Here is a 23294-nt window from a genome sequence, read left to right as displayed (position 1 = left end):
GCGCTCGCAAAAATATCTCTTCAGTCATGAGGGTTCGACGTCTGGCGTGCGTATTATAGCTATATCTATATCTAAATTTCACGAGAATAAGGTATTGGAAAAACAGGAAAAATACTGTTGACCTGTATATACAACTGATGTTGTCTGTGGCTGTTCTAAAACGTCAGGGGGATTGCACATGACCATCAGGATGGCCCTGCTCGGCAGCGCCGCCATCGTCGCGGGCTACGCCGCGCCGGCTCTCGCTCAGGCCGATCCGACACCGCAGCCAAAAGCACAAGTCCTGGGGGATGACAGCGACATCGTCGTTACCGGCTCACGAATCCGTCGGCAGGATCTGGCCGGGGTTGGACCGGCCACCGTGGTCACCGCCGAGCAGATCCAAAATACCGGCATCGTCAATATCGAAACCGCCTTGCAGCGTTTGCCGGCCAATGCCGGCTTCGCGGGCAACCAGACATCGGCCTACTGGACCAACAACGGTTATGGCACTGCTCAGGTCAATCTGCGCGGCCTCGGCATCAAGCGCACACTCGTGCTCCTCAACGGCCGACGCCTCGTCGCGGGCGGCACCGGCGCCAATTCCTCACCCGATCTCAACATGATCCCGGTCGTGGCGCTGGCACGCACCGATGTCCTCAAGGATGGCGCGTCCGCTATCTACGGGGCCGATGCCATGGCCGGCGTGGTCAACCTTGTCACGCGCACCGATTATGAAGGCCTGGGTCTCAGCGTCCGACAAGGCATTACCGAGCGCGGCGACGGCTCCGATCTCACCGCGGACCTACTTTGGGGCATTCGCAACGATCGTGGCGGGTTCATGGCAGCAGTCACCTACCAGAAGACCAGCGCCGTCAACATGGCCTCGCGTGCGCCCTGCTCGCTCGCTGAAACGACGCCGGGCTCGCTGAGCTGCGTCAACAGCGCCTCGACGATCGGCGGACGCGCGGTGCTGCCCAACGGCCAACAGATCAACTTCAACCAGGTACCCGGAGGGAACGGGAACTTCTACGAGCCTTACAGTCCCGCCAAGCACAACTTCAACTCGAACCCGTTTCTCAATGCGGTCAGCCCAGTCGAGCGCGTCAGCACGGCCTTCTTCGCGGACTATGCGCTGACCGACGGTATCCAGGCGTTCGGCGAGTTCCTCTATACGTTCCGCAAGTCGAATCAGATCGCGACACCCGGCACGCTGCGCAATCTCTCGATACCAGCCAGCAATCCGACCAATCCGACCGGCCAGAACCTGGTCCTGGCCCAGCGCCGCCTCGCCGAACCCGGCGCGCGCCACTTCTTCCAGGAGACCGATACCTGGCAAGGCACCTTCGGGCTGCGCGGCAAGCTGGCGAACGACTGGGCCTGGGAAGTCGCGGGCAGCTTCGGGCGTAACACGGCCGTCGACGGCTCGACCAACATCGCCAATCTCGAGCGCGTCGCGAACACGCTCGACAGGAGCAAATGCTCCAGCACGGCGGGCGCGGCCATCCCCTGCGGTGACTATCTTGGGTTCGGAGACCTGACACCTCAGGTTCTGGATTATATTCTGTTCACCTCGCGCGATCGCGGAGGCAACGAACTCGGCACGGTCACGGCTGACCTCAACGGCGATCTCTTCTCCCTTCCAGCCGGCGCGGTGTCCTTCGCCACCGGCGTGGTCTATCGGCGCGAAAAAGGCTGGCGCGATCCCGACCCGTTGACGGTGCTCGGCGTGGCGAACGTCAATCAGCAGGATCCTATTTCGGGCTCGAGCACCGCCAAGGAAGCCTATCTCGAGCTATCGGTGCCGGTGCTTGCCAACACAGCTTTCGCCAAGGCGCTCACGCTCGATGGCGCAGTCCGCTACTCAGACTATAATCTCTTCGGGAGCGACTGGAATTACAAGCTCAGTGCCGACTGGGTAGTCAATGACAGCATCCGTCTGCGCGGCACTTATGGGACGGGCTTTCGCATTCCCAACGTGCCGGAGCTTTTCGGCGGCGTCTCGGAAGGCAATCTGACCACGACCGATCCCTGCTCGCGCTACACCTCCAGCGGCAACGTGACCTTGATCGCCAATTGTCAGGCGTCCGGTGTGCCGGCCAACTATACGCAGCTCGGCACCACGATCCTCACCACAGTGGGCGGTAACCAGAGCCTTCGGCCCGAAAGCTCCACGACCTGGACCGTTGGTACGGTGATATCGCCGCGCGGCATCATCCCAGGGTTGTCGCTGACGGCAGACTGGTTCGACATCAAGATCAAGGACGCGATCCGGGCCATTCCCGGCTCGACCAAGCTCGCAGTCTGCTATGCGAGCCAGAACCTGTCGCACCCGTTCTGCAGCGACTTTACGCGCAGCGCGCTGACCGGCGAGGTCACTTACCTCTCCGCCCAGCCCATCAACACCGGCCGCGAGGAGATGAATGGTCTCGATCTGGGTCTGGTGTACAGTGGTGCGGTGGGCGAGGTGAAGATCTCCTTGGATCTCAACATGACCTATCTCAACAAATATGTCGTAAACCCCTTCCCCGGCGGCGCGCCGATCTATTTCGACGGGTTTATCGGGGGCGGCAATGGCGGCTATCCGAAATGGCGTGGTTATGGCGTGCTGACGGCGGAAAAGGACGGCATCAGCGCGACCTGGTCGACACAATGGATCGGCAAGGCGACCGACTTCAACGCATCGGCCGGCGACATCGGCTACCGCACGCCGAACGTCTTCTACCACAATCTTCAGCTTGCCTTCGCGATCGACGAGAAGACACGTTTCCAGATCGGGGCCGATAATCTGTTCGACCGCAAGGCGCCCTATATCCAGAGCTTCACCGATGCCAACACCGACACGATGACCTATGATCTGCTCGGACGGCGCTTCTACGCCGGCTTCCGAACCGCGTTCTGAAGGGCAGCACATGGCAATTCGCTGGCCTTTGGTCATCCGCCGGACGCACAAGTGGCTGGCCCTGATCGTCGGCGTCCAGGTTCTGCTCTGGACGCTGACCGGCTTCTATATGGTGGCCGTCCATATCGACATCATCCATGGCGACGATCTGGTCCGCCCACCGGTCGTCGCCCCCATCGACCTTGCGAGCTTCGTCCCGCCGGCGCGGATTGTTCAATCGGCTCCCGACGCGTCCGAGATCCGCCTGCAACGGTTCATGGATCAGCCCGTCTGGCGCGCGCAAACCCCGGGTGGTCCAAGACTCTTCGATGCAGGTTCGGGACAGCCCATCCCCGATTTGAGCGAGGCACAAATCCGCGCCGCCGCTCGGCGCATCTACAGCGGCACCGGGGACATCGTCGCAGCCCGGCTGCTGACGACGGCGCCACTGGAAATGCAGGCGCGCAAGCCTCCCTATTGGCAGGTCGAATTCGATGCCTGGAACCGGCCAACCCTGTATCTCTCTCCGCAGACCGGTGAGCTGATCTCGCGCCGCCATGCGCTGTGGCGCGTGTTCGATTTCGCGTGGATGCTGCACATCATGGACTATGACGATCGCTCCGACGTCAACAATCCGCTGCTGCGCGTGGCGACCTGGAGTGCCCTTGCCATGGCGCTGGCCGGGGCTTGGCTGCTGCTTTGGTCGTTCCCGCGGCGCAGGAAGAAGAAGGCATGAAGAAAATCCGGTTCACCCCGCTCTTTTTTCGGCGCATCCACAAATGGGTCGGCCTGATCCTGGGCGTGCAGTTTCTCCTTTGGGCTCTGAGCGGCTCGATGATGGCCTTGCTCGATCAGGAGAAGGTCGGCGGACACAGTGCGCAGGCCAGCCATCAGCACGCCCTACCTGCCGGTGACTATATTGCGCCGGCAAAGCTCGCTCTTGATGGTCCCGTGCTCGGCATCGCCTTGCGGTCCCTTGCCACACGCCCCGTCTACGAGCTTCGATCCACCACGGGCACGCGGCTAATCGACGCGACGAGCGGCGCCCCGGTTCGGGTCGACGAGCAGGTCGCGCGCGACGTCGCGACGATGGTGAATGAAGCACCGATCCGCAAGGCAACGTTGCTCGCCGAACCGAATGTGGAAGCGCGCGAGCACGAAGGCACCATGTGGCGACTGGATTTCGCGGACGCAGAGAACAGCAGCGCCTACATCTCCGCCGACACCGGCCGATTCCTGGTCATGCGCGGCGACACATGGCGCACCTGGGATTTCTTCTGGATGCTCCACAATATGGACTATGTGAACCGCACCAGCTTCAATCACCCGCTGATCGTCTTCGTTGCGTTCGGTACTTTGTGGCTGTCGGGGACGGGCTTCTACCTGCTGTTTAAGAGCTTCAGTCGCGCCGACGTGCGATGGTTGCGGCGCAGGCGCAAATCGGCCGTCAAGTTGGGCGCGGGCTGATCGCTAGGTCCCAACAGAAAAAGCCGCCGATAGCTCGAACCGATTGCCCGGGTGCGTGAGCCAAGCGTGCGATACGAGACGTCCGCGACTCCAGGTTCTGCGCGTCATCATTAGCACTGGTTCTCCTTCAGCGAGGCCCAGCATTGTTCGCATGGCTGTATCCGGCATCGCCGCGCACACCCGGTGCTCTACTCGCTCGAGCGGGGCAACACGTGTCAGATATTCATTCGGCGTCGAGGCGCTGAAATCCCTCTCTCCGTAGCGTGGCGCAGCAGATGCCAGCACAAAGCGCTCCTCGACCTGAATTGGGAATTCGGTCTCGTGATGGACGATAAGCGAATGGAAGAGGCGCGTGCCCAAGCCGACTTCCAGCAGAGCTGCCCTTTCCGCATCAGCCCGTATCTCGATATTATAAATGACGCACGCGCGATAGGCGTGGCCCCTGCCGCGCACCTCCTCCGCGATGTTGCGGATCTCGATCAGCTGCCCGATCGGCCGGGGCTCGGCGACAAAGCTGCCCCGCCCCGCCCGCCGTACCACGACACCGGCCGATTGCAGTTCCCGCAACGCCCGGTTTGCGGTCATGCGCGAGACTTTGAACGTCTCGACGAGCTCGGCCTCTGACGGCGTCTGGTCGCCGGGCTTCAGGCGACCTTCCCGGATGTCCTCGAAAATGCTGTCTTTGATCGCCACATAGCGAGGTTGCTTCTCCGCACCGGCAGCGTCGACCGCGGGTTCGCCCACAGAAGCAGCTTTCGTCCGGGGAGCGGATGCGCGGCTATGGGGGCGAGCGGGAGCATGCATCAAATGACTATACAGGTGGGGGCGAGCAAGTCCCAGTCATTCAAACAGGAAATCACCAGCGAGAGCCGAGGCGTGCGTGATCAATGCCGCGCGAAGACCTTCTGGCCCGAACTGCCGAACGACACCACCGCATAGGGTTGGCGGGCGGCGCCTGCCACTTCCATGCCCTCCGAGCCGATCGGCATCCCCGCCACCGCAATGCCTCTGACGCCTACGGGACGGGTTGCCAGCAGGCGCTTGATATCGGCGACCGGGACATGGCCCTCGATCAGATAGCCATCAACCATCGCGCTGTGGCAGGATGCCAGCGTGCCCGGCATGCCGGCCCTCCGCTGAAGCGCCCCGCGCGACGCATCGTCGCGCATGACGACCGTGCGGCCCAGCTTCGCGCGAAGCGCCTGGGCCCACTTCTCACAGCATCCACAACCCGGGTCCCGGTGGACGACGACATCATTCGCCGCAAGCGCTGCGCCGGGCAGGGCGAGGAACAGCAAGGCGGCAGAAAGACGGGTCTTCATGAACGGCTCCCGGAAGCATGCGATAGGGTTCCTAATGATCTATACGCATTGATGCCCCCTACCCCTCATCACGCTGAAGATTTCACGATGGCGCGCGGCCTCCAGGCGAGCGGCAAGGACACAAGCAGCGCCAGCGACAGACCACCAATCCCCCACAAGACTAAGTGCTGCGCCCCGGGAGCGACGACGGCGATCGCCAGCGGCGCGAGCGCCTGCCCGATGCTGGCGGCGGAATGCTGGAGACCGAGCTTCAGACCCGAAGGGGCTGCCGCACCGCTGATCCAGAAGCTGGTGACCAATCGAAGGGTTGCCGAGCTCCAGCCGGCAGCAACGATGATCCCACTGAGTTCGGCCATGCTCGCGGCGACAGGGAACAGGAAGAGCGCCGCAGCCAGCAGGCCGAGCGTCAGCCCCGCAAGCCGCCTCGGCATGGTCACCAGCCAATCGAGCCTCGCATGGAAGATCTGTGCTGCCAGCATGCCCAATCCGCAGAGACTGAGCATCCAGGCGATCTCTTCGCGGCTCAGCGAAATGACGCTCCACGTCACCAGGAGATTGACATGCATCGCCGCCAGCCCGCCGCCCGCGACGATCGTGACGAAAAGCAGGATCAGCGTCGCGCCGAGCGTCGGCGCGGGCAGGTCTCCGCCATCGATGCAAGGTGCACACCAGCGCGGCAGACGAACGGCGCAAAGCGCCGCCCCGACGGCACCGATGCCGAGAGCGAGGATCATGAGGGGAGCGCGGGGCAGGATCGCGGCCGAGACCTCCGCCACCAGCGGACCGGCGAGATCGCCCAGAAACACGAAGGCGGTCAGCCAGGTGAAGCGCCGCGCCTGGTCCGCGCGCCCGTTTGCGGCAAAGCTCGCGCAGAGCAATCCCAGCGGTATGATGGCGGCCGCCGCCATCCCCGCCACCAGGCGCAATGCATAAAGCTCAGGCAGCCCGACGAGGCCGATCGGCGCGGTCACCAGCGCGAGGATGACCAGCGCTGCGCGCAACATCGCCCGATAGTCGACCCGGTCCGCGATCCAGCCCCAGAGCGGCGCCGCCAGCAAGGCAGCCAGGGGGTGGACCGCGGTCAGGCTCGCGACATGAAAATCATGAGCGCTTGACGATAGCGCGCCACGAGCCGGGTCGACCAGTGTCGGAAGGAAGGCGAGAATGGCCGTCTGTCCCGCCGACGCCGCAGCCGCCGCGAGCAGCAAGACGAAAAAAGAGGCCGGCCAGCGACCGTTGGCTTGCGATCCAGCCTTGTAACGCGGCGCGTTCGCGGTCGATCCCTCAAGTCGCCATCCCCGGATCACCACCAGGCGCGCAAGCCGATCACCAGCCTGTGTTCGGAAGGCCCTTCCCCGCGCAGGCGACGGAAATCGGCCGTGCCGTCAAATGCGCGCTCCCAGACGAAGCCGATATAGGGCGCGAACTTGCGCGACACCTCGTAGCGCAACCGTCCGCTCAGCTCAACATTGCTGAAGCCGCTGCCGAGCTGCCGATCGCCCGACCGCTTCGAATAGATATTGGTCTCCACCTGCGGCGTAAGGATCAACCGATTGGTGAACAGGACCTCATAGGAGGCTTTGGCGCGCGCCGCGAGACGCCCATCGGTTCCTACATAGCCGGTGAACTGGACGTCGAACCAATAAGGCGCCAGTCCCTCGACGCCGGCGGCCAGCCACGTCGTCGCGCCCTTGCCGAGATCCTGCCTGACCCCGAGCAGCGTGCCCCAGAACGGGTTCTTGCTGTGCCACCACAGCGCCTCGACGCTGCTTTCCGGATCGAGACGTTGGTCGCGGGAGTTCTTGAGCCCCTGGCTGCGCAGCCAGAGCTTGTCATTGTCCTGACCCTTGGTGACGAGCACGGTCCAGCCCACGCCCTGCCCCTCGTTGCCGCTGGTGAACTCGAGCTCATCGACAAGTATCTTGGGGATCGAGAGCTTGTCGGCCATCTCATAGCCCGGCAGCGTCGAGTTGCGGTAGCCGTCGGCATAATCGTCCGAGTTGCGCGCGTCCGGCGGGGCCTTGCCACCCTGCATCGAGCCCATGTCCATCGTGGCGCCGTTACCGGACGCCTTCGTGTCGGTCATATCCATGCCCGGCATGCCCATGCCCGCATGGTCCTGAGAGCCTTGCGCGGAAGGGGCGTGCGGAGCGGGAGTGGCCGTTTGGGCAGGGGTGGTGGCGGGCGACGGGGGCGAGGCATCCTGCGCGAGAGCGGGAGCCGTGATCGCCGGCGCCAGGAAGAGGGCAGCGCCAAGAGCGATGCCGCGCGAGGGGAAAATCCGGATCATGCGACCACCACCTCCCGGAACATGCCGGCCGCCATGTGATAGAGCAGATGGCAGTGAAAGGCCCATCGACCCAAGGCGTCGGCGGTGACGCGGAAGCTCACCCGTTGGGCGGGCTGGACCACGACTGTATGCTTGCGGACCTGGAAGGCGCCGTCCGGGCCTTCGACATCGCTCCACATGCCGTGCAGATGCATCGGATGCGCCATCATCGTGTCGTTGACGAAGGTGACGCGCAGCCGCTCGTTCGGCCTGAAATGGAGCGGCCGGGAATCGTTGAGCTTGAGGCCGTCGAGCGACCAGATGAACCGTTCCATATTGCCCGTCAGATGCAGCTCGATATCGCGCTCGGGCTCGCGCGGGTCGGGATCGCCGCCCGGCGTGCGCAGGTCGGCCAGCGTCAGCACGCGCCAGTCGCGCCCGCGCAGGCCCGCGCCCGGATCGTCGAGATTGGTGCGCGGATAGTCGACGCGCATGTCGGTATTGGCGCCATATTCGGTGCGGGCGTGCTGTGCCCTGGCCGGCATCTCGGTCATGCCGTGCCCGGCATGCGCGTCGCCTCCCATTGCGCCCATCGTCGCCATCGCGCCCATCATGTCGACCGGCTCGAGCCAGGTCCGGGCATCGAGCGGCGGCACGGCTGCCGCCATGCCCGGGGCTGGTGCGATCGTACCACGGGCATAGCCGCTCCGATCGATAGCCTGCGCGAAGATGGTGCGGGCGCCGCCCTCGGGCATGGTGAACTCGACGTCGTAGGTCTCGCCCGGGCCGATCCGAAATTCCTCGACCGTGACCGGTTCGACCGGCTGCCCGTCGGTCGATACGACCGTCAGCTCGACCCCCGGGATCCGCACGTCGAAGAACGTCGCCGTCCCCGCCCCGACGAAGCGCAGGCGCACGCGCTCGCCGGGCGCGGCGATACCGGTCCAGTTGCCGGCGGGCGGCGCGCCGTTCATCAGATAGGTATAGGTCGCGGCAGAGACATCGCTGTAGTCGGTCGGGTTCATCCGCGAGCTGTTCCACATCCGCCGGCGCTCGAGCGCCCTGCCAAGGCCCATGGCGCCGGCATCCTTGAGGAAATCGCCGGCGGTCGGCTGCGCAAAATTATAGTAGCTGCTCTGCTTCTTGAGATTGAGGAAGATCTGCAGCGGCGGCTCGTCCGACCAATCGCTGAGCACGATGCAATAGTCGCGATCGGGCGCCCGCGCCGTCGGCGCCTGTTTCGGCTCCACGATGATCGCTCCATAGAGTCCCGTCTGCTCGGCGAGCGTGTGAGCGTGATACCAGTAGGTTCCGCTCTGGCGGACCTCGAAGCGATAGGTGAAGGTCTCGCCCGGCGCGATGCCGGCAAAGCTGATGCCGGGCACGCCGTCCATCTCCGCCGGCACGATGATGCCGTGCCAATGGATGCTCGACATCTCCTTGAGGCCGTTGCGCACGCGCAGCGTGACCGTGTCGCCTTCGCGCAGACGCAGGACCGGCGCGGGCACGCTGCCGTTCACGGCGGTCGCAATACGGCGCTTGCCGGTGAAGTTGACCGGCAGCTCGGCGATCTCGAGGTCGAACTCGGTCCCGCTCAGCTCAGCGGGCGAGACTGGGGCGGATCGCGCGAGAAGCGCCGGGGCGAAACCGGCGACCGCGCCGCCGATCGCCAGCCCCTGGACGAAACGGCGCCGCGCGATCGGGCGGATATGTAAGGGAGACATGAACTGTACTTTCGCGAAGTCGGGTTCAGGCGAGGTCGAGGACGATCCGGCCCTCGATGTCGCCATGATGCATGCGGGAGAAGACGTCGTTGATGTTCTCGAGCCTGTCCGCATGGACCGTGGCCTTGACCTTGCCCTCGCCGGCAAAAGCGAGTGCCTCGAGCAGATCGAGCCGCGTGCCGACGATCGAGCCGCGCACGGTAATGCCGTTCAGCACGGTGTCGAAGATCGACAACGGGAAGTCGCCCGGCGGCAGGCCATTGAGCGCGACCGTGCCGCCGCGCCGGACCATGCCGAGCGCCTGCTGGAACGCCTTGGGCGAAACAGCGGTCACCAGCGCCCCGTGCGCGCCGCCAATGGCTTTCTTGAGCGCTGCCGAAGGGTCCTCGCTGCGCGCGTTGACCGTTAGTGTGGCGCCAAGGCGTGTAGCGAGGTCGAGCTTGCTATCGTCGATGTCGACCGCGGCCACATTGAGACCCATGGCTCGGGCATATTGCACCGCCATGTGGCCGAGCCCGCCAATCCCGGAGACGACCACCCACTCGCCGGGCCGGGCCTCGGTGGCCTTCAGTCCCTTGTAGACGGTGACGCCCGCGCAGAGGATCGGCGCAATGTCGAGGAAGTCGACATTGTCGGGAAGGTGACCAACATAGTTGGGATCGGCGAGGACATATTCGGCAAAGCTGCCATTGACCGAATAGCCGGTGTTCTGCTGTTCGTGGCAAAGCGTCTCCCAGCCACCCAGGCAATGCACACAGTGCCCGCAGGCGGTGTAGAGCCAGGGCACACCGACCCGGTCGCCTTCCTTCACATGGGTGACGCCGGCACCGACGGCGGCGACATGCCCGACGCCTTCATGGCCAGGAATGAAGGGCGGGTTGGGCTTGACCGGCCAGTCCCCTTCTGCCGCGTGCAGGTCGGTATGGCACACGCCGGTTGCCGCAATCCTGACCAGGATCTGCCCGGGGCCGACCGTCGGGATCGGCGCCTCCTCGATGACCAGGGGCTTGCCGAATTCGCGGACGACCGCCGCCTTCATGGTTTTCGCCATGTCCGTTTCTCCTTTTGAGCGAGGGGTCAGAACAGGCCGAGCGCGTGCTCGTCATAGGAGACGAGCAGGTTCTTGGTCTGCTGATAATGGTCGAGCATCATCCGGTGATTTTCACGCCCGAAGCCCGACGCCTTGTATCCGCCGAAGGCGGCATGGGCGGGGTACTGATGATAGCAGTTGGTCCAGACCCGCCCGGCCTCGATCGCGCGGCCCAGCCGGTAGGCGGTGTTGCCGCTCCGGGTCCAGACGCCCGCGCCAAGACCGTAGGCGGTGTCGTTTGCGAGTGCGATCGCCTCCTCGACCGTCTTGAACGTGGTGACCGACAGGACGGGGCCGAAGATCTCCTCCTGGAAGATGCGCATGTGGTTCTGGCCCACGAACACGGTCGGCTGCACGAAATAGCCCTGGTCGAGCGCACCGCCCGGCAGCGCCCTGGCGCCACCGACCAGACACTGCGCGCCCTCGGCCTTGCCGATATCGATATAGCCCAGGATCTTGTGGAGCTGGTCCTCCGACGCCTGCGCGCCGACCTGGACCGAGGGGTCGAGCGGATTGCCCTGGCGGATCGCGGCGACGCGCGCCACGGCGCGCTCGATGAAGCGGTCGAAGATCGACTCATGGATCAGCGCGCGCGACGGGCAGGTGCAGACCTCGCCCTTGTTGAACGCGAACAGCGTGAAGCCTTCGAGCGCCTTGTCGAAGAAGGCATCGTCCTCGTCGAGCACGTCCGCCATGAAGATGTTCGGTGACTTGCCGCCAAGCTCCATCGTCTGGGGGATCAGATGGTCGGCAGCCGCATGCATGATCTGCTTGCCGGTGACGGTCTCGCCGGTGAACGAGACCTTGGCGATGCGCGGATTGGCGGCGATCGCCTGGCCGACGGTCCGTCCCGGGCCGGTGACGACATTGAGCACGCCGGGCGGCAGGATGTCGGCGGTGAGCTCGGCGAACATCAGCAAGGTGAGCGGCGTCTGGGATGCGGGCTTGATGACGGTGCAGTTGCCCGCCGCCAGCGCCGGGGCGATCTTCCACGCCGCCATCAGCAGCGGGAAGTTCCACGGGATGATCTGGCCGACGACGCCGAGCGGCTCGCGGAAATGATAGGCGATGGTGTCGGCATCGATCGTCGAGATGCCGCCTTCCTCCGCCCGGATGCAGCCGGCGAAGTAGCGGAAATGGTCGATCGCAAGCGGCACGTCGGCAGCGCGGGTCTCGCGGATCGGCTTGCCATTGTCGATCGTCTCGGCAAGCGCCAGCAGCTCCAGATTATCCTCGAGCCGGTCGGCGACGCGATTGAGAATCCTGGCGCGCTCGGCGGGCGCGATCCTTGCCCATTGATCCTTGGCGGCGTGCGCCGCATCGAGCGCGCGCTCGACATCTTCCGGCGTCGACAGCGCGAACTCGGCGATCTGGGCGCCATTGATCGGGCTCTTGTCGGCGAAATACTCGCCGCTCGCAGGAGCGCTCCAGCGGCCTCCGATGAAATTATCATAGCGGTGTCGGAAGGAGGCCGCCGCGTTAATGGTCCCGATCGCCTTCTCGAACATAACCTGACTCCATCTCTATCGATGGCCTGACGGAGTAGTCTCTTTGCCCGGGCGGCCTATAAGTAAGTTCCGCAGAAGGTAGTCTGGTATCGGTGTCGCGGGCTTTAAGGGTCGGACACGCCAACGGAGCCGATGAATATTCATCGACTCCTGAACCTATTCGCGCACGCCTGATCGGAATTATGCCGAGACAGGCGTTACTCGGCCGAGTCTTCTTTTGGCGAGGGCGGCGCTTGGCATTCCAATTCTGGCGTTACGCCCGGGCGCGCTTTAGGCTCACCCAATCGCCTTTCTGAAACGTCCCGTCCCTCACGCGGAAATGAGCGTAATGGTCGTCGAAAATCTGGTCGACTTCGACATGACCGACAAGGCGGCGGTGGCGCGGCGTTGCGTGATAGACTTCGAGTATCTGCCCGATGTGCGCGCCATCGGCCTTGCCCAGGCAGGCCACTGTGCCGCCCGCATCCATACGGACGATCTTGCCGCGCATGAACAAGCTATGGCCGATACCCTGTGCGAGGAGCGGCGTGCTGCCAAAGAGCAGAAAGCCAACAGCAGCACCGACGCCAAGATGTTTTCGCATCTCTGTTTCCTCTCTCACGTCAGACGCTCGGACCCGGTTTTGAAGGCCGGGAGCACGGACGACGCTGGGCATCGTCAAAGAACTGGCCCGCCGCGGGGGCGGCGGCGGGCCCTCAGCCCCGGGGGGTGTTTTATCGGGGCTGGAAACTTCACATGTCGCTCATCGGCTTGTCGGCCATGGGCTTGGCGGTCTTCTTCTTCGCGGCCGGCTTGGCCTTCTTCATCGGCATCTTGCAGCAGCCACTCTTCGCCTTACCGGCCATGCCCGAGCCGTTCGATGCTGGCGACCCGCCGGACATGCCGGCCATCCCCGACATGCCCTGTTGATCCTGCTGGGCCGGTTGCCCCTGCTGCTTCTGCGCGCCGGCCTGATGATCCTTCATCATCTGATCGTGCATCTGCTGCCCGCCATGATCCATGCCCTGCTGGTGGGCAGGGGCCGGCGCAGTCTGCGCGGGCGCGGGCGTCGACTGGGCGAGAGCGGTGCCGGCGGCGAAGGTTAGCGTCGCGAAGAGGCTGACGGTCGCCGCTAGAAATGTCGTCTGTCGCATTGAGGGTCTCCGAGTGTTCGTCCTGTTGCCCGATCGACGTTCCGATCCCGGCAATTCCGAAGCTTCAATGCTGCTAGCGAGACGCAGTCTGTATACGTAACTTACGAATCCGCTTTGGATCGCGACTAGCATGCGCGGGATCGTGCGGGGTGGACCATGGTCCAAGGTCAAGCGAATTCATGATCCCGCTTGATGGCGGCCGACAGCGAAGTGCAAAAACCAATTGGCCCGCCGTGGGAGAACGGCGGGCCAAAGCTGCAGTTGAACCAGGCCACGGTCGTTGGCCACCCAGCCTCGTGATCGGAGCTGGCTTAAGTGCAGGGTCAGCAACCGCCCCGCGACCTACGCAACATGCGGGAGGCTCCGTCCTGGGTTCCCATCTCCCGCATAGCGATCCGATGGTCCTGCATCATCTCACCGTGCATCGGCACTTCGCGGTGTCGCATTCCTTGCATCTGGGCCGTGTCGGACCGAGCCGGCGCCGGCTTCGCCTTGAGCGTCTGCTCAAGGTCCGGCATGCCCGGCGGCATCCCATCGGCGAGAACTGGCCCGGCGCCGACGGCAAGGACGCCAAAGGCTGCGAGCGAAGCGATAATCGCTGCTTTCTTGCGCAAATATGATTCCTTCAAGTCTGAGTTTCAGTTCGACCGGACACATGCCCGGTCGATTCTCGCTCCCCAGGGAGCTTGCCGTTGAGATGGTGTCGGCCTGGAGGCGGCAGTATACGTAATTTGCGAAGCCGGCGGTCAGCCTGCCATGTCCGCTTTAGTTCGGCTATTAGCAAAAGCTGGGCGCGGATGACCGAAGACGGCGGCCATCAAAGCCTCCGCCTAGCCCGAGCACTGGAAAGCGACGCCGCCTGCTGCAGTGGCAAACAGCGAAACGTAAATCGCACGCCGCTTTTGCTTCGGCGCGATCGTGGCAAGGCTCACCGCCGAACCAGCCACTCGGACTGGCCCAGGCTAAATTGTCGGAATAGACGCTCGCTCGGATCGGTGCCGCAGTGATTGAACGCTCGCCTGGCTGATGATTGATCAACTGGCGAGGGCCGCAACCAGCTTAGAAGGGCAATTTTTTCTTCCCAGAGGGGGCGGGCACAAAAGCGATCGGTTCGGGTATTACGGATATTGCCCTCCCGAGCGCCCTTTAAGGGAAGAGCGGCGCTTCGCCTCGGTGGATCTCATCGGGATCGAGAAAAGCGCGTTTGCGTCAGTTTCACGATTGCTCAGGAGGGGCTTCGAAATGACTTTTCTGAGCCGGCGAACTCTCTTGGCGGGCGGAGGCCTCCTGCTGGGGGCGGCATGCACGCGCAGATTTGCGACGCCGGACCAAGCAGGCACGCTGCCCATTCCTCGCCTGTTAGATGCACGCGACCATGGGCAGAGAATTGGACTGAGGGCGCAGGAAGGGGAAACCACTTTCTTCCCAGGGCGGCGGAGCGCCACCATGGGATACAACGGCAGCTATCTCGGCCCGACTCTGCGGGTACATCGCGGGGACGACGTGACGGTGACTGTCAGCAACAATCTGTCTGCTGATACCACGGTTCACTGGCACGGGCTGCTCGTACCGGGAGAGCTGGACGGCAGCCCCCACCAGACCATTAGTCCAGGCGAGACTTGGCGTCCGACGCTGCCGATCCGTCAGCCGGCGGCCACTCTCTTTTATCATTCCCATGCACACGGCCGAACGGCGGAGCAGGTCTATGCAGGCCTAGCGGGATTGCTCTTCGTCACCGACGAGGAAGAGCAAGGTCTCGGTTTGCCTTCAGATTACGGCGTCGACGATCTACCAATATTGATCCAGGATCGGCAGTTCGTGGATGGCCGTCTGGTGTTACCGGCGGGCATGATGGTGGCGTTGGACGGGAGGCGGGGCAACGTTATTCTCGTAAACGGCGCGTACAACCCGCGAGCAGACGTTCCCAGAAGCTTAGTGCGGCTGCGGCTTGTAAATGGTTCGAATGCCCGGACTTACGATCTTTCGTTCAGCGACGGACGAGCCTTTTATTGGATCGGCACCGAGGGCGGCCTTTTGGAAAAGTCCGTTGAATTGCAGTCCCTCACTCTGGCCTCCGGTCAGCGGGCGGAGATCTTGGTGGACTTCAGCGATGGCAAACCGGTCTCGTTGGTCTCGGCTCCGGACCAAAGCACCCTGAGGATGCATGGCATGGGCATGATGCATCGGCACGAGGCTAGCGAAAACAACGCAGGCAATGAAACTGTCCTCACATTCTCACCGCGCTTGGCATCGAGCAAGCGAGGTAGCACCACGCTTCCGCTCCTCCTGGCGTCCCGCGCGGTGCCAAATCCGGCGACGGTCGTCGCACGGCGACGTCTGGTGCTCAACATGAGGCTGGGGGGCATGATGGATAGCGACGAAGAGCCGCTAACGATCAACCACAGGCGATTCGATATGGATCGAATCGATGAGGAGGTCGAGCTTGGCGCCGTCGAGATATGGAAAGTCTCCGGGCAGAAAATGGCCCATCCCTTCCACATTCATGGAGTGCACTTCGACGTGCTAAGTCGCGATGGCGAGGAGCCAGATCTTCTTGATCAGGGGCCACGTGACACCATCGTCGTGGACGAACCGGTCGAGTTATTAATCCGCTTCGACCAGCCTGCTTCAAAGGCGCCCTTCCTGTTCCATTGCCATATCCTGGAGCACGAGGACGAAGGCATGATGGGTCAGTTTTCCGTGACGTAGTGGGAACAACTCAAGAATCGAAATCCCGCATATGCCAATAAGGGGGCAATGCTCGACGTATGACTTCGAACTCCACTCTCGTTTTTGTTCCCTTTTCGGGCTTGGGCCAGAACGTTTCGCACATCTCGATCGAAGGCATTCGATCATCCCGGACACTTGTGCATCACATGACGAACCCTGCGGTTCGTCACGGCCACCAGGCGCCGCGGGCCGCGCTCTATAATGACCATACGCTTGTCGGGCCGTCCCGCGGCCGCTGTCAGTACTCGCGGCAATGAGTAATAGATGGTATCGCCGCGTTCATACCACTTTCCTCCGCCAAGCGGCGTCTGGTCAGGCAATCGGATTTCGCTGTAAGATCCGTTGCGATTAAGAACCCAGGCCATCCCCGACTTACAGCCGGATCGGCCATCAAATGACCAGACACCCGCGAGCTTGGTGGTCGAGGTATCTTCCCCTGCGGGAACGACCCTGGCCGGCGAAGGTAGCGTTGGCACAGTGAGCGCGGCGAAAATCGCCCAGATGGAACACGACCACCGTGTGAAAGTGAGCAGCCGGCATCGAAATAACCCGTTAAGCGCGATCGTCATACTATTTCCTTCCGATCCACACTCACTGCGCTGAGAGCTTCGTTGGTTGCCCTTGGCAGACTATGCAGACCATCTGCCGGCGGTAATGCGTATTTGCCGCTAGACAGAAGGGACGCCTGCCACGGCATCTGATCGCAGATCGCCCAGGACAAGGCAGGCGGCGCAGAACTTGGGATGACGGTGATCGGCTCATGCGCAGGGCAAGCGAGCGACCATATGAGCGGTAACGGGGGCGACGAGTTCGCTTCCGGACGAGGAAAAGGTGGCCCGGTGACCTTCACTCTATCCCGACATGTTAGTTTGGACGCTCAAACCGGGTACCGAGGCGGAGGCATATAGGCCCGCCCGATGTACTAGTCGCAAGCGACCGGCTTTCGGTTCTGATGCTCTTGCGACCCGGTCAACCGACCGATCGCCATTCGTATATATCACAATTTCGCGGGTCGTTCCCCCCAGATAGGGTCAGAGCAGGTTCGAGTCGTGGAGGGTACGCCAGGCCGAGATGCCGGATGTTCCCGCTGTCCTAGCCGCCACGAATTCGATGGAGATCCAAGGCAAGAGGAGCATTTGATGTCAGCCGCTTCAGCATTTCCAGCTCTGGCGCAGGCGTCCCCCCGACCGCAGTCCGGGATTGTCGCCTGCATCGATTGCTCCGATCATGATGCGTGGATCTACTCACACGCTCGTGCGCTCGCGACAACGCTCGACGTCCCTATTACCCTGCTACAAGTACTTGACGGCGAGGGCTCGACGCGCTCTCGTCCAGACCCGATTGAATGTAACCTCCGGCGGCGCGAAGCCCTGCGCGCCCTCGATCGATGCGCCGCCGCGACCAGCGCACCTCCAACCAAAACCTCCATCGAACTGGCCGAAGGCCAAACCGCGGAGGAAATTTGCCGCTTTGTCCGAGAGTGCGACGACGGCATGGTCGTACTGGGAAGACGAGGCAGGCAAGAGGCCGGTCGCCCGGGCATGGGGGCAACCGTGCACAAGGTGCTCATGCAGACGCCAGCCCCGGTCCTGCTCGTACCGGTAGAGGCCCCGCTTCCGGCAGCGCCCTACAGAAGGGTTGTGGTGCCGCTTGACGGCTCTCGCTGGGCTGAGAGCGTGCTGCCCCTAGCTGTGCGTCTTGCGAAGGCCTCGGAAGCGGAACTCCTGCTCGTCCATGTCGTCCCTACGCCCGAGATGATCGAGGCACGGCCCCTGGAAGTCGAGGACAAGAAGCTTCAACAAGCCCTTATAGAGCGAAATGAGGATCGACGATGGAGCCCGAACTGCTCCGGGCGTATTTCTGGGAATTGTCCGGCAAGGATGGCGACCGCTTCGTCGCGGTGACCGATCCGGGATCGAAGCTCGAGAAGCTGGCCAAGGAGCATGGCTATCACGCCATCTTCCTCGGCGATCCGGCGATCGGCGGGCGTTATTCGGTCCTGTCGGTATTCGGCATGGTGCCGGCAGCGATGATGGGGATCGACGTCGAAGCCTTTTTCGCCGCGACCCAGCCCCTGGTCGAAGCGTGCAAGGGCGACACCGCCAATCCCGGCCTGATCCTCGGTGCGATCATGGGCGAGGCGGCGGTTTCCGGCCGCGACAAGCTCACCATCCTGACCAGCCCCGGCCTCGAGCCGATCGGCGCCTGGCTCGAACAGCTCATCGCCGAATCGACCGGCAAGCATGGCAAGGGAATCGTGCCCGTCGACCTGGAGCCGTCCGCGCCGGTGGAGGATTATGGCGCGGACCGCGTGTTCGCCCTGCTGACGCTCGCCGGCGACGATGCGTCCGACATCATCGAGCAGGCCCATTTCCTGGTCGCAGCGGGCCAGCCGGTGATACGCATCACGCTGCCGTCGAAGGAGCGTATCGGCCAGGAATTCTTCCGCTGGGAAGTGGCAACCGCTTTTGCCGGTGCGGTGATCGGCATCGATCCGTTCGACCAGCCCGATGTCGAGGATGCCAAGATCGCGACGCGCGAGCTGATCGACAAATATGAGGAATCGGGCGCGCTCGCCCCCGAAACCCCGTTCCACCAGGACGCGGCCATGGCCTTCTCCGCACCGGGCGACCACATTTTCGCCGCGACCAATCCGGTCGAGATATTGCGCGACCATTTCGCCAGCGCCGAGCCCGGCGACTATGTCGGCTTCCTCGTTTATCTCGAACGTAACGCCGAACATGAGGCGGCGATCGCGCGGATGCGCGGCGAAGTAGTTCACGCGAAGCATGTCGCGACCGTCGCCGGCTTCGGCCCGCGTTTCCTCCATTCGACCGGCCAGGCCTATAAAGGCGGGCCGAAGAGCGGGGTGTTCATCGAGATCACGCGGACGCCCGATCCGGATCTCGCCGTTCCGGGGTGGAAAGCGAGCTTTGGCATCGTCCAGCTTGCGCAGGCGCGCGGCGATCTCGACGTGCTCGCCGCGCGCGGGCAGCGCACCTTGCGCATTCATCTCAACACAGGGGATCTCAATATTCTCGAAACATTGGTGGCGCGTTCGCTACAGAATTGAAGGGGATCAGCATAGATGCGTATCGCAATGATCGGACTGGGGCGCATGGGCGGCAATATCGTCCGTCGCCTGGTGCGCGGCGGACATGAAGCGGTCGTCTTCGATCGCAACCAGGATCTGATCGACGATCTGGTCAAGGAAGGCGCGGTCGGCGCGACCGGGCTCGACGATCTGCGCGGCAAGCTCGCCGAGCGCGCCATCTTCTGGGTGATGCTCCCGGCGGGTCCTCCGACCGAGGATACGATCACCGCCCTGCTCGAAAAGTCCCTGCCCGGCGACATCATCATCGACGGCGGCAACAGCTTCTACAGGGACGATATCCGCCGCGCGAAGCTCTGCGTGGCGAAGCAAGTCGCCTATGTCGACATCGGCACGTCGGGCGGCGTCTGGGGACTCGAACGCGGCTATTGCATGATGATCGGCGGCGAGACGGAGGTGGTCGACTACCTCGATCCGATCTTCAAGACGATGGCACCGGGCCGAGGGACGATCCCCCCCACGCCCAATCGGATGGAGCAGGAAGGCGAGGATGCGCGCGCCGAGCTAGGCTACATCCATGCCGGCCCGCCTGGCGCCGGCCACTTCGTCAAGATGGTCCATAACGGCATCGAATATGGTCTGATGCAGGCCTATGCCGAGGGCTTCGACATCCTGAAGTCGAAGAAATCCGACAAGCTTCCTGAGGATGAGCGCTTCGATCTCAACCTCACCGACATTGCCGAAGTGTGGCGCCGCGGATCGGTCATCTCCTCCTGGCTGCTCGACCTGACCGCGTCGGCGCTCGCCAAGGATCAGATGCTCGCCCAGTTTACCGGCACCGTGGCGGATTCGGGCGAAGGCCATTGGACGATTGAGGCGGCGATGGAGGAAGCGGTGCCCGCCTACGTCCTCTCGGCCGCCTTGTTCGCGCGCTATCGCAGCCGCGTCGAACATACGTTCGGCGACCAGGTGCTGTCGGCGATGCGCTTCGGCTTCGGCGGCCATACCGAAATGCCGCAGTAGGCTCCCATGAAGAAGGCCCCACCCGCCACTCTGGTCATTTTCGGCGCGACCGGGGACCTGACCCGCCGCCTGCTGGTCCCCGCCGTCACCAATCTGTGCACCGACGGATTGCTGGGAAAGGACTTCACCATCCTCGGCATCGGCCGCAGCGATGGCGATGACGAGATGTTGCGCGCCAGCCTCGATAAGTTCGCGACCGAGGGCGATTGCTGGCGTGATCTGCGCAAGCGCATCGCCTACCTCCAGGGCGATTTCACCGCAGACCGGGTGTTCGACGATGTCGCCAAGGCGTTGGGCGACCGAAGCGCGGTCTTCTACCTCGCCACGCCAGCGCAATTCTTCGGCGCCATCGTCGAAAAGCTTGCCGCCAAAGGCCTGATGGCGGAAGCGGGCAGTCGGTTCCGCCGCGTCGCGATCGAAAAGCCGTTCGGCCACGACCTCGCCTCGGCCAAGGCGCTTGACGCCCGAATCCTCGCCTTGCTCCCGGAAAGCCAGATCTACCGGCTCGACCACTTCCTGGGAAAGGAAACTGTCCAGAACATCCTGGTCGCGCGCTTCGCCAACCAATGGTTCGAAGCGGTGTGGAACAATCGCTATATCGATCATGTCCAGATCACCGCCGCCGAGACGGTCGAGGTCGGATCGCGCGGATCTTTCTACGATGCAACCGGCGCGCTCCGCGACATGGTCCCCAACCATCTGTTCCAGCTGCTGGCGATGATCGCGATGGAGCCGCCCAACAGCTTCGATGCCGACGCGATCCGCGACGAAAAGGCCAAGGTGTTGCGCGCGATCCGCAAGCCCACCGCAGTCTGCGCAGTGCGCGGCCAATATGGCAAGGGCCGTGTCGGTAGCCGCAACGTGCCGGCCTATCGTAAGGTCCCGGATGTCGCTACCGACAGCAGGACCGAGACCTATGTCGCACTGAAGCTGGAAGTCGACACCTGGCGCTGGGCCGGCGTGCCCTTCTACCTGCGCACCGGCAAGGCGCTGGCAGCGCGCGATACGGAGATCGTCGTCACGTTCAAGGCAGTGCCCTACGCTTTATTCCGCGATTGTCCGATCGACCGCCTGCCAGCCAATCGCCTGATCTTCCAGCTGCAGCCGGACGAAAGCATCGTCTTAGACATGCTGGTCAAGAAACCGGGTCCAGTGATCAAGACCGCAGGGACAACGCTCGATTTCACTTATGCCGACCACTTCAAGCTGTCGGGCCGGACCGGCTACGAAACCTTGCTCTATGACATGATGACCGGCGACCAGACATTGTTCCAGCGCGCTGAGCAGATCGAGGCGGGCTGGGCCGCGGTCCAGCCGATCCTCGATGACTGGGTCAAGGACAAGGGCAGGCTTGAATCCTATGCACCAGGCAGCGCCGGCCCGGCCGGCGCAGATGCCCTACTCGAACGCGATGGCCGCTTCTGGCACAGGATCGGCCAATGATGCTGGGCCTCGTCATCTCCGACATCGACGGACTTTGGTTCGCAAGGACAAGAGCCTGGCGTCGGCGACGATTGCCCGGTCGCGGACCTACTATCTGGACGTCACCAACCCCTATGCCAACAAGCGAGCTGGCGTCGATGCCCTGGCGCGGGCGCTCGGCCACATGCCCAATGACCTGCCCTTTGCTCGTGCGCACCGGCCTATCGATCGCCATGGGCAAGGCGCCTGAGGAGATCCGTAGCGCAGCGCACTACATTTCAACCAGCGACGACAAAGATGGCATCGCCGATGCCATCGACGCATTTCTGCTGCCGCTTGTGGGAGGATCATCATGAAGCGACTGGCCGCTTTCGACCTCGATGGAACGCTCGCGCTCAACAAGCAGCCGCTCGACGATGAAATGGCGGATCTGCTTACCCGCCTGCTCGACGTGACGATGGTAGCGATCATCTCCGGAGGCGACTGGCCGCAATTCGAGAAACAGGTGGTGTCGCGCATGCCCGCCCGTGCGCGGCTCGACAATTTTATCATCCAGCCGACCACGGGCACCAAGCTATATCGTCACGCCGACGGCCAATGGACGCGTATCTATGCCGATCTGTTCACCGGCGACGAAAGCCAGCGCATCCGCGAAGCACTGACCAAGGCGGTCGAGCAGGCGGGCTATGCAAACGAGAACATCTGGGGCGAGCAGATCGAGGATCGCGGCAGCCAGATCACATTCTCCGCGCTCGGTCAGCAGGCGCCGCTCGAGGCCAAGGACACGTGGGATCCCGATCACGCCAAGCGCAAGAAATTGCAGGCCCTGCTCCAGCCGTTGCTGCCAGGCTTTGCCATCAATATCGGCGGGGCGACATCGATCGACATCACCCGCGAAGGGATAGACAAGGCCTATGGCCTTAAGCGCCTTTCCGAGCAGACCGGCGTCGCACTCGACGAGATGATCTTCTTCGGTGACGCGATCTTCCCGGGCGGAAATGATTATCCGGCCAAGCATCTCGGGCTGGATACCGTGCGAGTCCGCGACGTTGCCGAAACCAAGTCGGTGGTTGGCGCGATCGCTGCCTGGCTGGTCTAGAAGCGCTACCGCCGATCCTTAACCAGTCCCGCTTTCGCACCCATACGACCCAGCTTCGCAGCGGTCCCACATTGTAGAGCCGACGGATCGCTTCAATGGTGCTGGAGCTGCTTGACCTCACTACGCCTGGGCGCGTTCGAGGAAACTCAGCTCGCCATGTCCGCCATCATCCGACAGCTGGCGGCGCAGTCCTTGCAGGTAGCCGAGCAACGCTTCATCCGCTCGTCCACGACGTGGCTCAGGCATTCCCGCGCACATCGTTCGCAGGCGTCAGCGCAGGCGCGACACAGGATGGTATGGAGCGGGGATTCGCGCAGCATCGAGTTGGCGGTCGCCTGGCACAGTTCCGCACAGTCGTTCAGCATGGCGATCAGCGACGCCGTGGCTGACGCGCCGCCTTGCTTCGTCAGCCAGGCGGCGGTTTCCAGGCACATGCGGTGAGACGCCACGCAATCGTCGATGCAGTCCGTCATCGACATCGCCATCCCTTCCATTCGATGCTGCTGCGCCGCCGCCGGCGCAGCCAGCGTTCCGGCGGCGGCAAGGCCGGCGCCCGCCATCAGCAATTCGCGTCTCTCGATCATGATGCGCCTTC

General features: G+C 63.3%; 23 protein-coding genes. 12 read left to right on the top strand and 11 right to left on the bottom strand.

The window, feature by feature from the left end; genetic code table 11:
- The first annotated feature begins 178 nt into the window (after positions 1 to 178).
- Genes ACI6S0_RS26230 through ACI6S0_RS26220 form a run of 3 tightly spaced genes read left to right on the top strand, consistent with a single transcriptional unit; the run spans position 179 to position 4327 of the window.
- Positions 179 to 2881: a TonB-dependent receptor domain-containing protein gene (locus ACI6S0_RS26230; protein ID WP_015449259.1), complete on the top strand. Its 2703-nt coding sequence runs from the start codon at positions 179 to 181 to the stop codon at positions 2879 to 2881.
- A gap of 10 nt (positions 2882 to 2891) precedes the next feature.
- Positions 2892 to 3596 carry a PepSY domain-containing protein gene (locus ACI6S0_RS26225; RefSeq protein ID WP_004213138.1) on the top strand — a complete coding sequence of 235 codons (705 nt, stop codon included), beginning with the start codon at positions 2892 to 2894 and terminating at the stop codon, positions 3594 to 3596.
- Positions 3593 to 4327 (top strand): PepSY domain-containing protein, encoded by a 735-nt coding sequence (locus ACI6S0_RS26220; protein ID WP_004213137.1) that lies wholly within the window; start codon positions 3593 to 3595, stop codon positions 4325 to 4327. Before ACI6S0_RS26225 ends, ACI6S0_RS26220 begins: the two co-directional genes overlap by 4 nt.
- Positions 4328 to 4330: 3 nt before the next feature.
- Here the strand turns inward: ACI6S0_RS26220 and hutC are convergent, their stop codons facing one another.
- The 9 genes from hutC to ACI6S0_RS26175 all read right to left on the bottom strand — a co-directional run bounded on the left by hutC (position 4331) and on the right by ACI6S0_RS26175 (position 13373).
- Complete coding sequence (gene hutC / locus ACI6S0_RS26215) at positions 4331 to 5020, bottom strand: histidine utilization repressor (RefSeq protein ID WP_313326460.1); 690 nt, start codon at positions 5018 to 5020, stop codon at positions 4331 to 4333.
- A gap of 191 nt (positions 5021 to 5211) precedes the next feature.
- Entirely contained in the window at positions 5212 to 5649 is a 438-nt protein-coding gene (locus ACI6S0_RS26210) for a DUF411 domain-containing protein (RefSeq protein ID WP_004213035.1), read from the bottom strand.
- 68 nt (positions 5650 to 5717) lie between these two features.
- The gene (locus ACI6S0_RS26205; RefSeq protein WP_313326459.1) at positions 5718 to 6959 is read right to left on the bottom strand and encodes an MFS transporter; all 1242 of its coding nucleotides are present in this window, start codon (positions 6957 to 6959) and stop codon (positions 5718 to 5720) included.
- Positions 6953 to 7939, bottom strand: a complete 987-nt coding sequence (locus ACI6S0_RS26200) for a copper resistance protein B (protein WP_026109204.1) — start codon at positions 7937 to 7939, stop codon at positions 6953 to 6955. Before ACI6S0_RS26200 ends, ACI6S0_RS26205 begins: the two co-directional genes overlap by 7 nt.
- Complete coding sequence (locus ACI6S0_RS26195; protein WP_313326458.1) at positions 7936 to 9642, bottom strand: copper resistance system multicopper oxidase; 1707 nt, start codon at positions 9640 to 9642, stop codon at positions 7936 to 7938. Before ACI6S0_RS26195 ends, ACI6S0_RS26200 begins: the two co-directional genes overlap by 4 nt.
- A 25-nt stretch (positions 9643 to 9667) precedes the next feature.
- On the bottom strand, positions 9668 to 10693 hold the full coding sequence (gene adhP, locus ACI6S0_RS26190; RefSeq protein WP_313326457.1) for an alcohol dehydrogenase AdhP: 1026 nt from the start codon (positions 10691 to 10693) through the stop codon (positions 9668 to 9670).
- 26 nt (positions 10694 to 10719) lie between these two features.
- Positions 10720 to 12240 (bottom strand): aldehyde dehydrogenase family protein, encoded by a 1521-nt coding sequence (locus tag ACI6S0_RS26185; RefSeq protein ID WP_004213023.1) that lies wholly within the window; start codon positions 12238 to 12240, stop codon positions 10720 to 10722.
- 253 nt (positions 12241 to 12493) lie between these two features.
- Positions 12494 to 12823 (bottom strand): hypothetical protein, encoded by a 330-nt coding sequence (locus ACI6S0_RS26180; RefSeq protein WP_150289956.1) that lies wholly within the window; start codon positions 12821 to 12823, stop codon positions 12494 to 12496.
- A 148-nt stretch (positions 12824 to 12971) separates the two neighbouring features.
- A complete protein-coding gene (locus ACI6S0_RS26175) occupies positions 12972 to 13373 on the bottom strand; it encodes a hypothetical protein (RefSeq protein WP_202600425.1) in 402 nt (133 codons plus the stop codon).
- Positions 13374 to 13771: 398 nt separating this feature from the next.
- On the opposite strand from ACI6S0_RS26175, the gene ACI6S0_RS26170 reads away from it, so the two are divergent.
- Both ACI6S0_RS26170 and ACI6S0_RS26165 read left to right on the top strand, forming a co-directional pair.
- Positions 13772 to 13993: a hypothetical protein gene (locus tag ACI6S0_RS26170; protein WP_046765852.1), complete on the top strand. Its 222-nt coding sequence runs from the start codon at positions 13772 to 13774 to the stop codon at positions 13991 to 13993.
- Between the two features lie 622 nt (positions 13994 to 14615).
- Positions 14616 to 16082, top strand: a complete 1467-nt coding sequence (locus ACI6S0_RS26165; protein WP_031290511.1) for a multicopper oxidase family protein — start codon at positions 14616 to 14618, stop codon at positions 16080 to 16082.
- A 143-nt stretch (positions 16083 to 16225) separates the two neighbouring features.
- Here ACI6S0_RS26165 and ACI6S0_RS26160 read toward each other — a convergent pair whose 3' ends face one another.
- Complete coding sequence (locus ACI6S0_RS26160; protein WP_159365907.1) at positions 16226 to 16672, bottom strand: hypothetical protein; 447 nt, start codon at positions 16670 to 16672, stop codon at positions 16226 to 16228.
- Between the two features lie 570 nt (positions 16673 to 17242).
- Here ACI6S0_RS26160 and ACI6S0_RS26155 point away from each other — a divergent pair.
- Genes ACI6S0_RS26155 through ACI6S0_RS26125 form a run of 7 tightly spaced genes read left to right on the top strand, consistent with a single transcriptional unit; the run spans position 17243 to position 22699 of the window.
- Entirely contained in the window at positions 17243 to 18007 is a 765-nt protein-coding gene (locus ACI6S0_RS26155) for a universal stress protein (protein WP_086012833.1), read from the top strand.
- On the top strand, positions 17935 to 19176 hold the full coding sequence (locus ACI6S0_RS26150) for a hypothetical protein (protein ID WP_004212669.1): 1242 nt from the start codon (positions 17935 to 17937) through the stop codon (positions 19174 to 19176). The genes ACI6S0_RS26155 and ACI6S0_RS26150 overlap by 73 nt, the downstream gene beginning before the upstream one ends.
- A 15-nt stretch (positions 19177 to 19191) precedes the next feature.
- A complete protein-coding gene (gnd, locus tag ACI6S0_RS26145) occupies positions 19192 to 20178 on the top strand; it encodes a phosphogluconate dehydrogenase (NAD(+)-dependent, decarboxylating) (protein ID WP_004212668.1) in 987 nt (328 codons plus the stop codon).
- Between the two features lie 6 nt (positions 20179 to 20184).
- Positions 20185 to 21621: a glucose-6-phosphate dehydrogenase gene (gene zwf / locus ACI6S0_RS26140; RefSeq protein WP_021243094.1), complete on the top strand. Its 1437-nt coding sequence runs from the start codon at positions 20185 to 20187 to the stop codon at positions 21619 to 21621.
- Positions 21622 to 21655: 34 nt separating this feature from the next.
- Positions 21656 to 21850: a hypothetical protein gene (locus ACI6S0_RS26135; RefSeq protein WP_021243093.1), complete on the top strand. Its 195-nt coding sequence runs from the start codon at positions 21656 to 21658 to the stop codon at positions 21848 to 21850.
- Positions 21759 to 21956, top strand: a complete 198-nt coding sequence (locus ACI6S0_RS26130) for an HAD hydrolase family protein (protein WP_376784566.1) — start codon at positions 21759 to 21761, stop codon at positions 21954 to 21956. The genes ACI6S0_RS26135 and ACI6S0_RS26130 overlap by 92 nt, the downstream gene beginning before the upstream one ends.
- Positions 21953 to 22699, top strand: a complete 747-nt coding sequence (locus ACI6S0_RS26125) for an HAD-IIB family hydrolase (protein ID WP_004213020.1) — start codon at positions 21953 to 21955, stop codon at positions 22697 to 22699. The genes ACI6S0_RS26130 and ACI6S0_RS26125 overlap by 4 nt, the downstream gene beginning before the upstream one ends.
- A gap of 146 nt (positions 22700 to 22845) precedes the next feature.
- Here ACI6S0_RS26125 and ACI6S0_RS26120 read toward each other — a convergent pair whose 3' ends face one another.
- The gene (locus ACI6S0_RS26120) at positions 22846 to 23286 is read right to left on the bottom strand and encodes a four-helix bundle copper-binding protein (RefSeq protein ID WP_026109687.1); all 441 of its coding nucleotides are present in this window, start codon (positions 23284 to 23286) and stop codon (positions 22846 to 22848) included.
- Positions 23287 to 23294: the final 8 nt, after the last annotated feature.

The organism is Sphingobium sp. DN12 (genome assembly GCF_051058005.1).
Classification (GTDB): Bacteria; Pseudomonadota; Alphaproteobacteria; order Sphingomonadales; family Sphingomonadaceae; genus Sphingobium; species Sphingobium yanoikuyae.
This window is presented reverse-complemented; position numbering and strand designations above follow the sequence as displayed.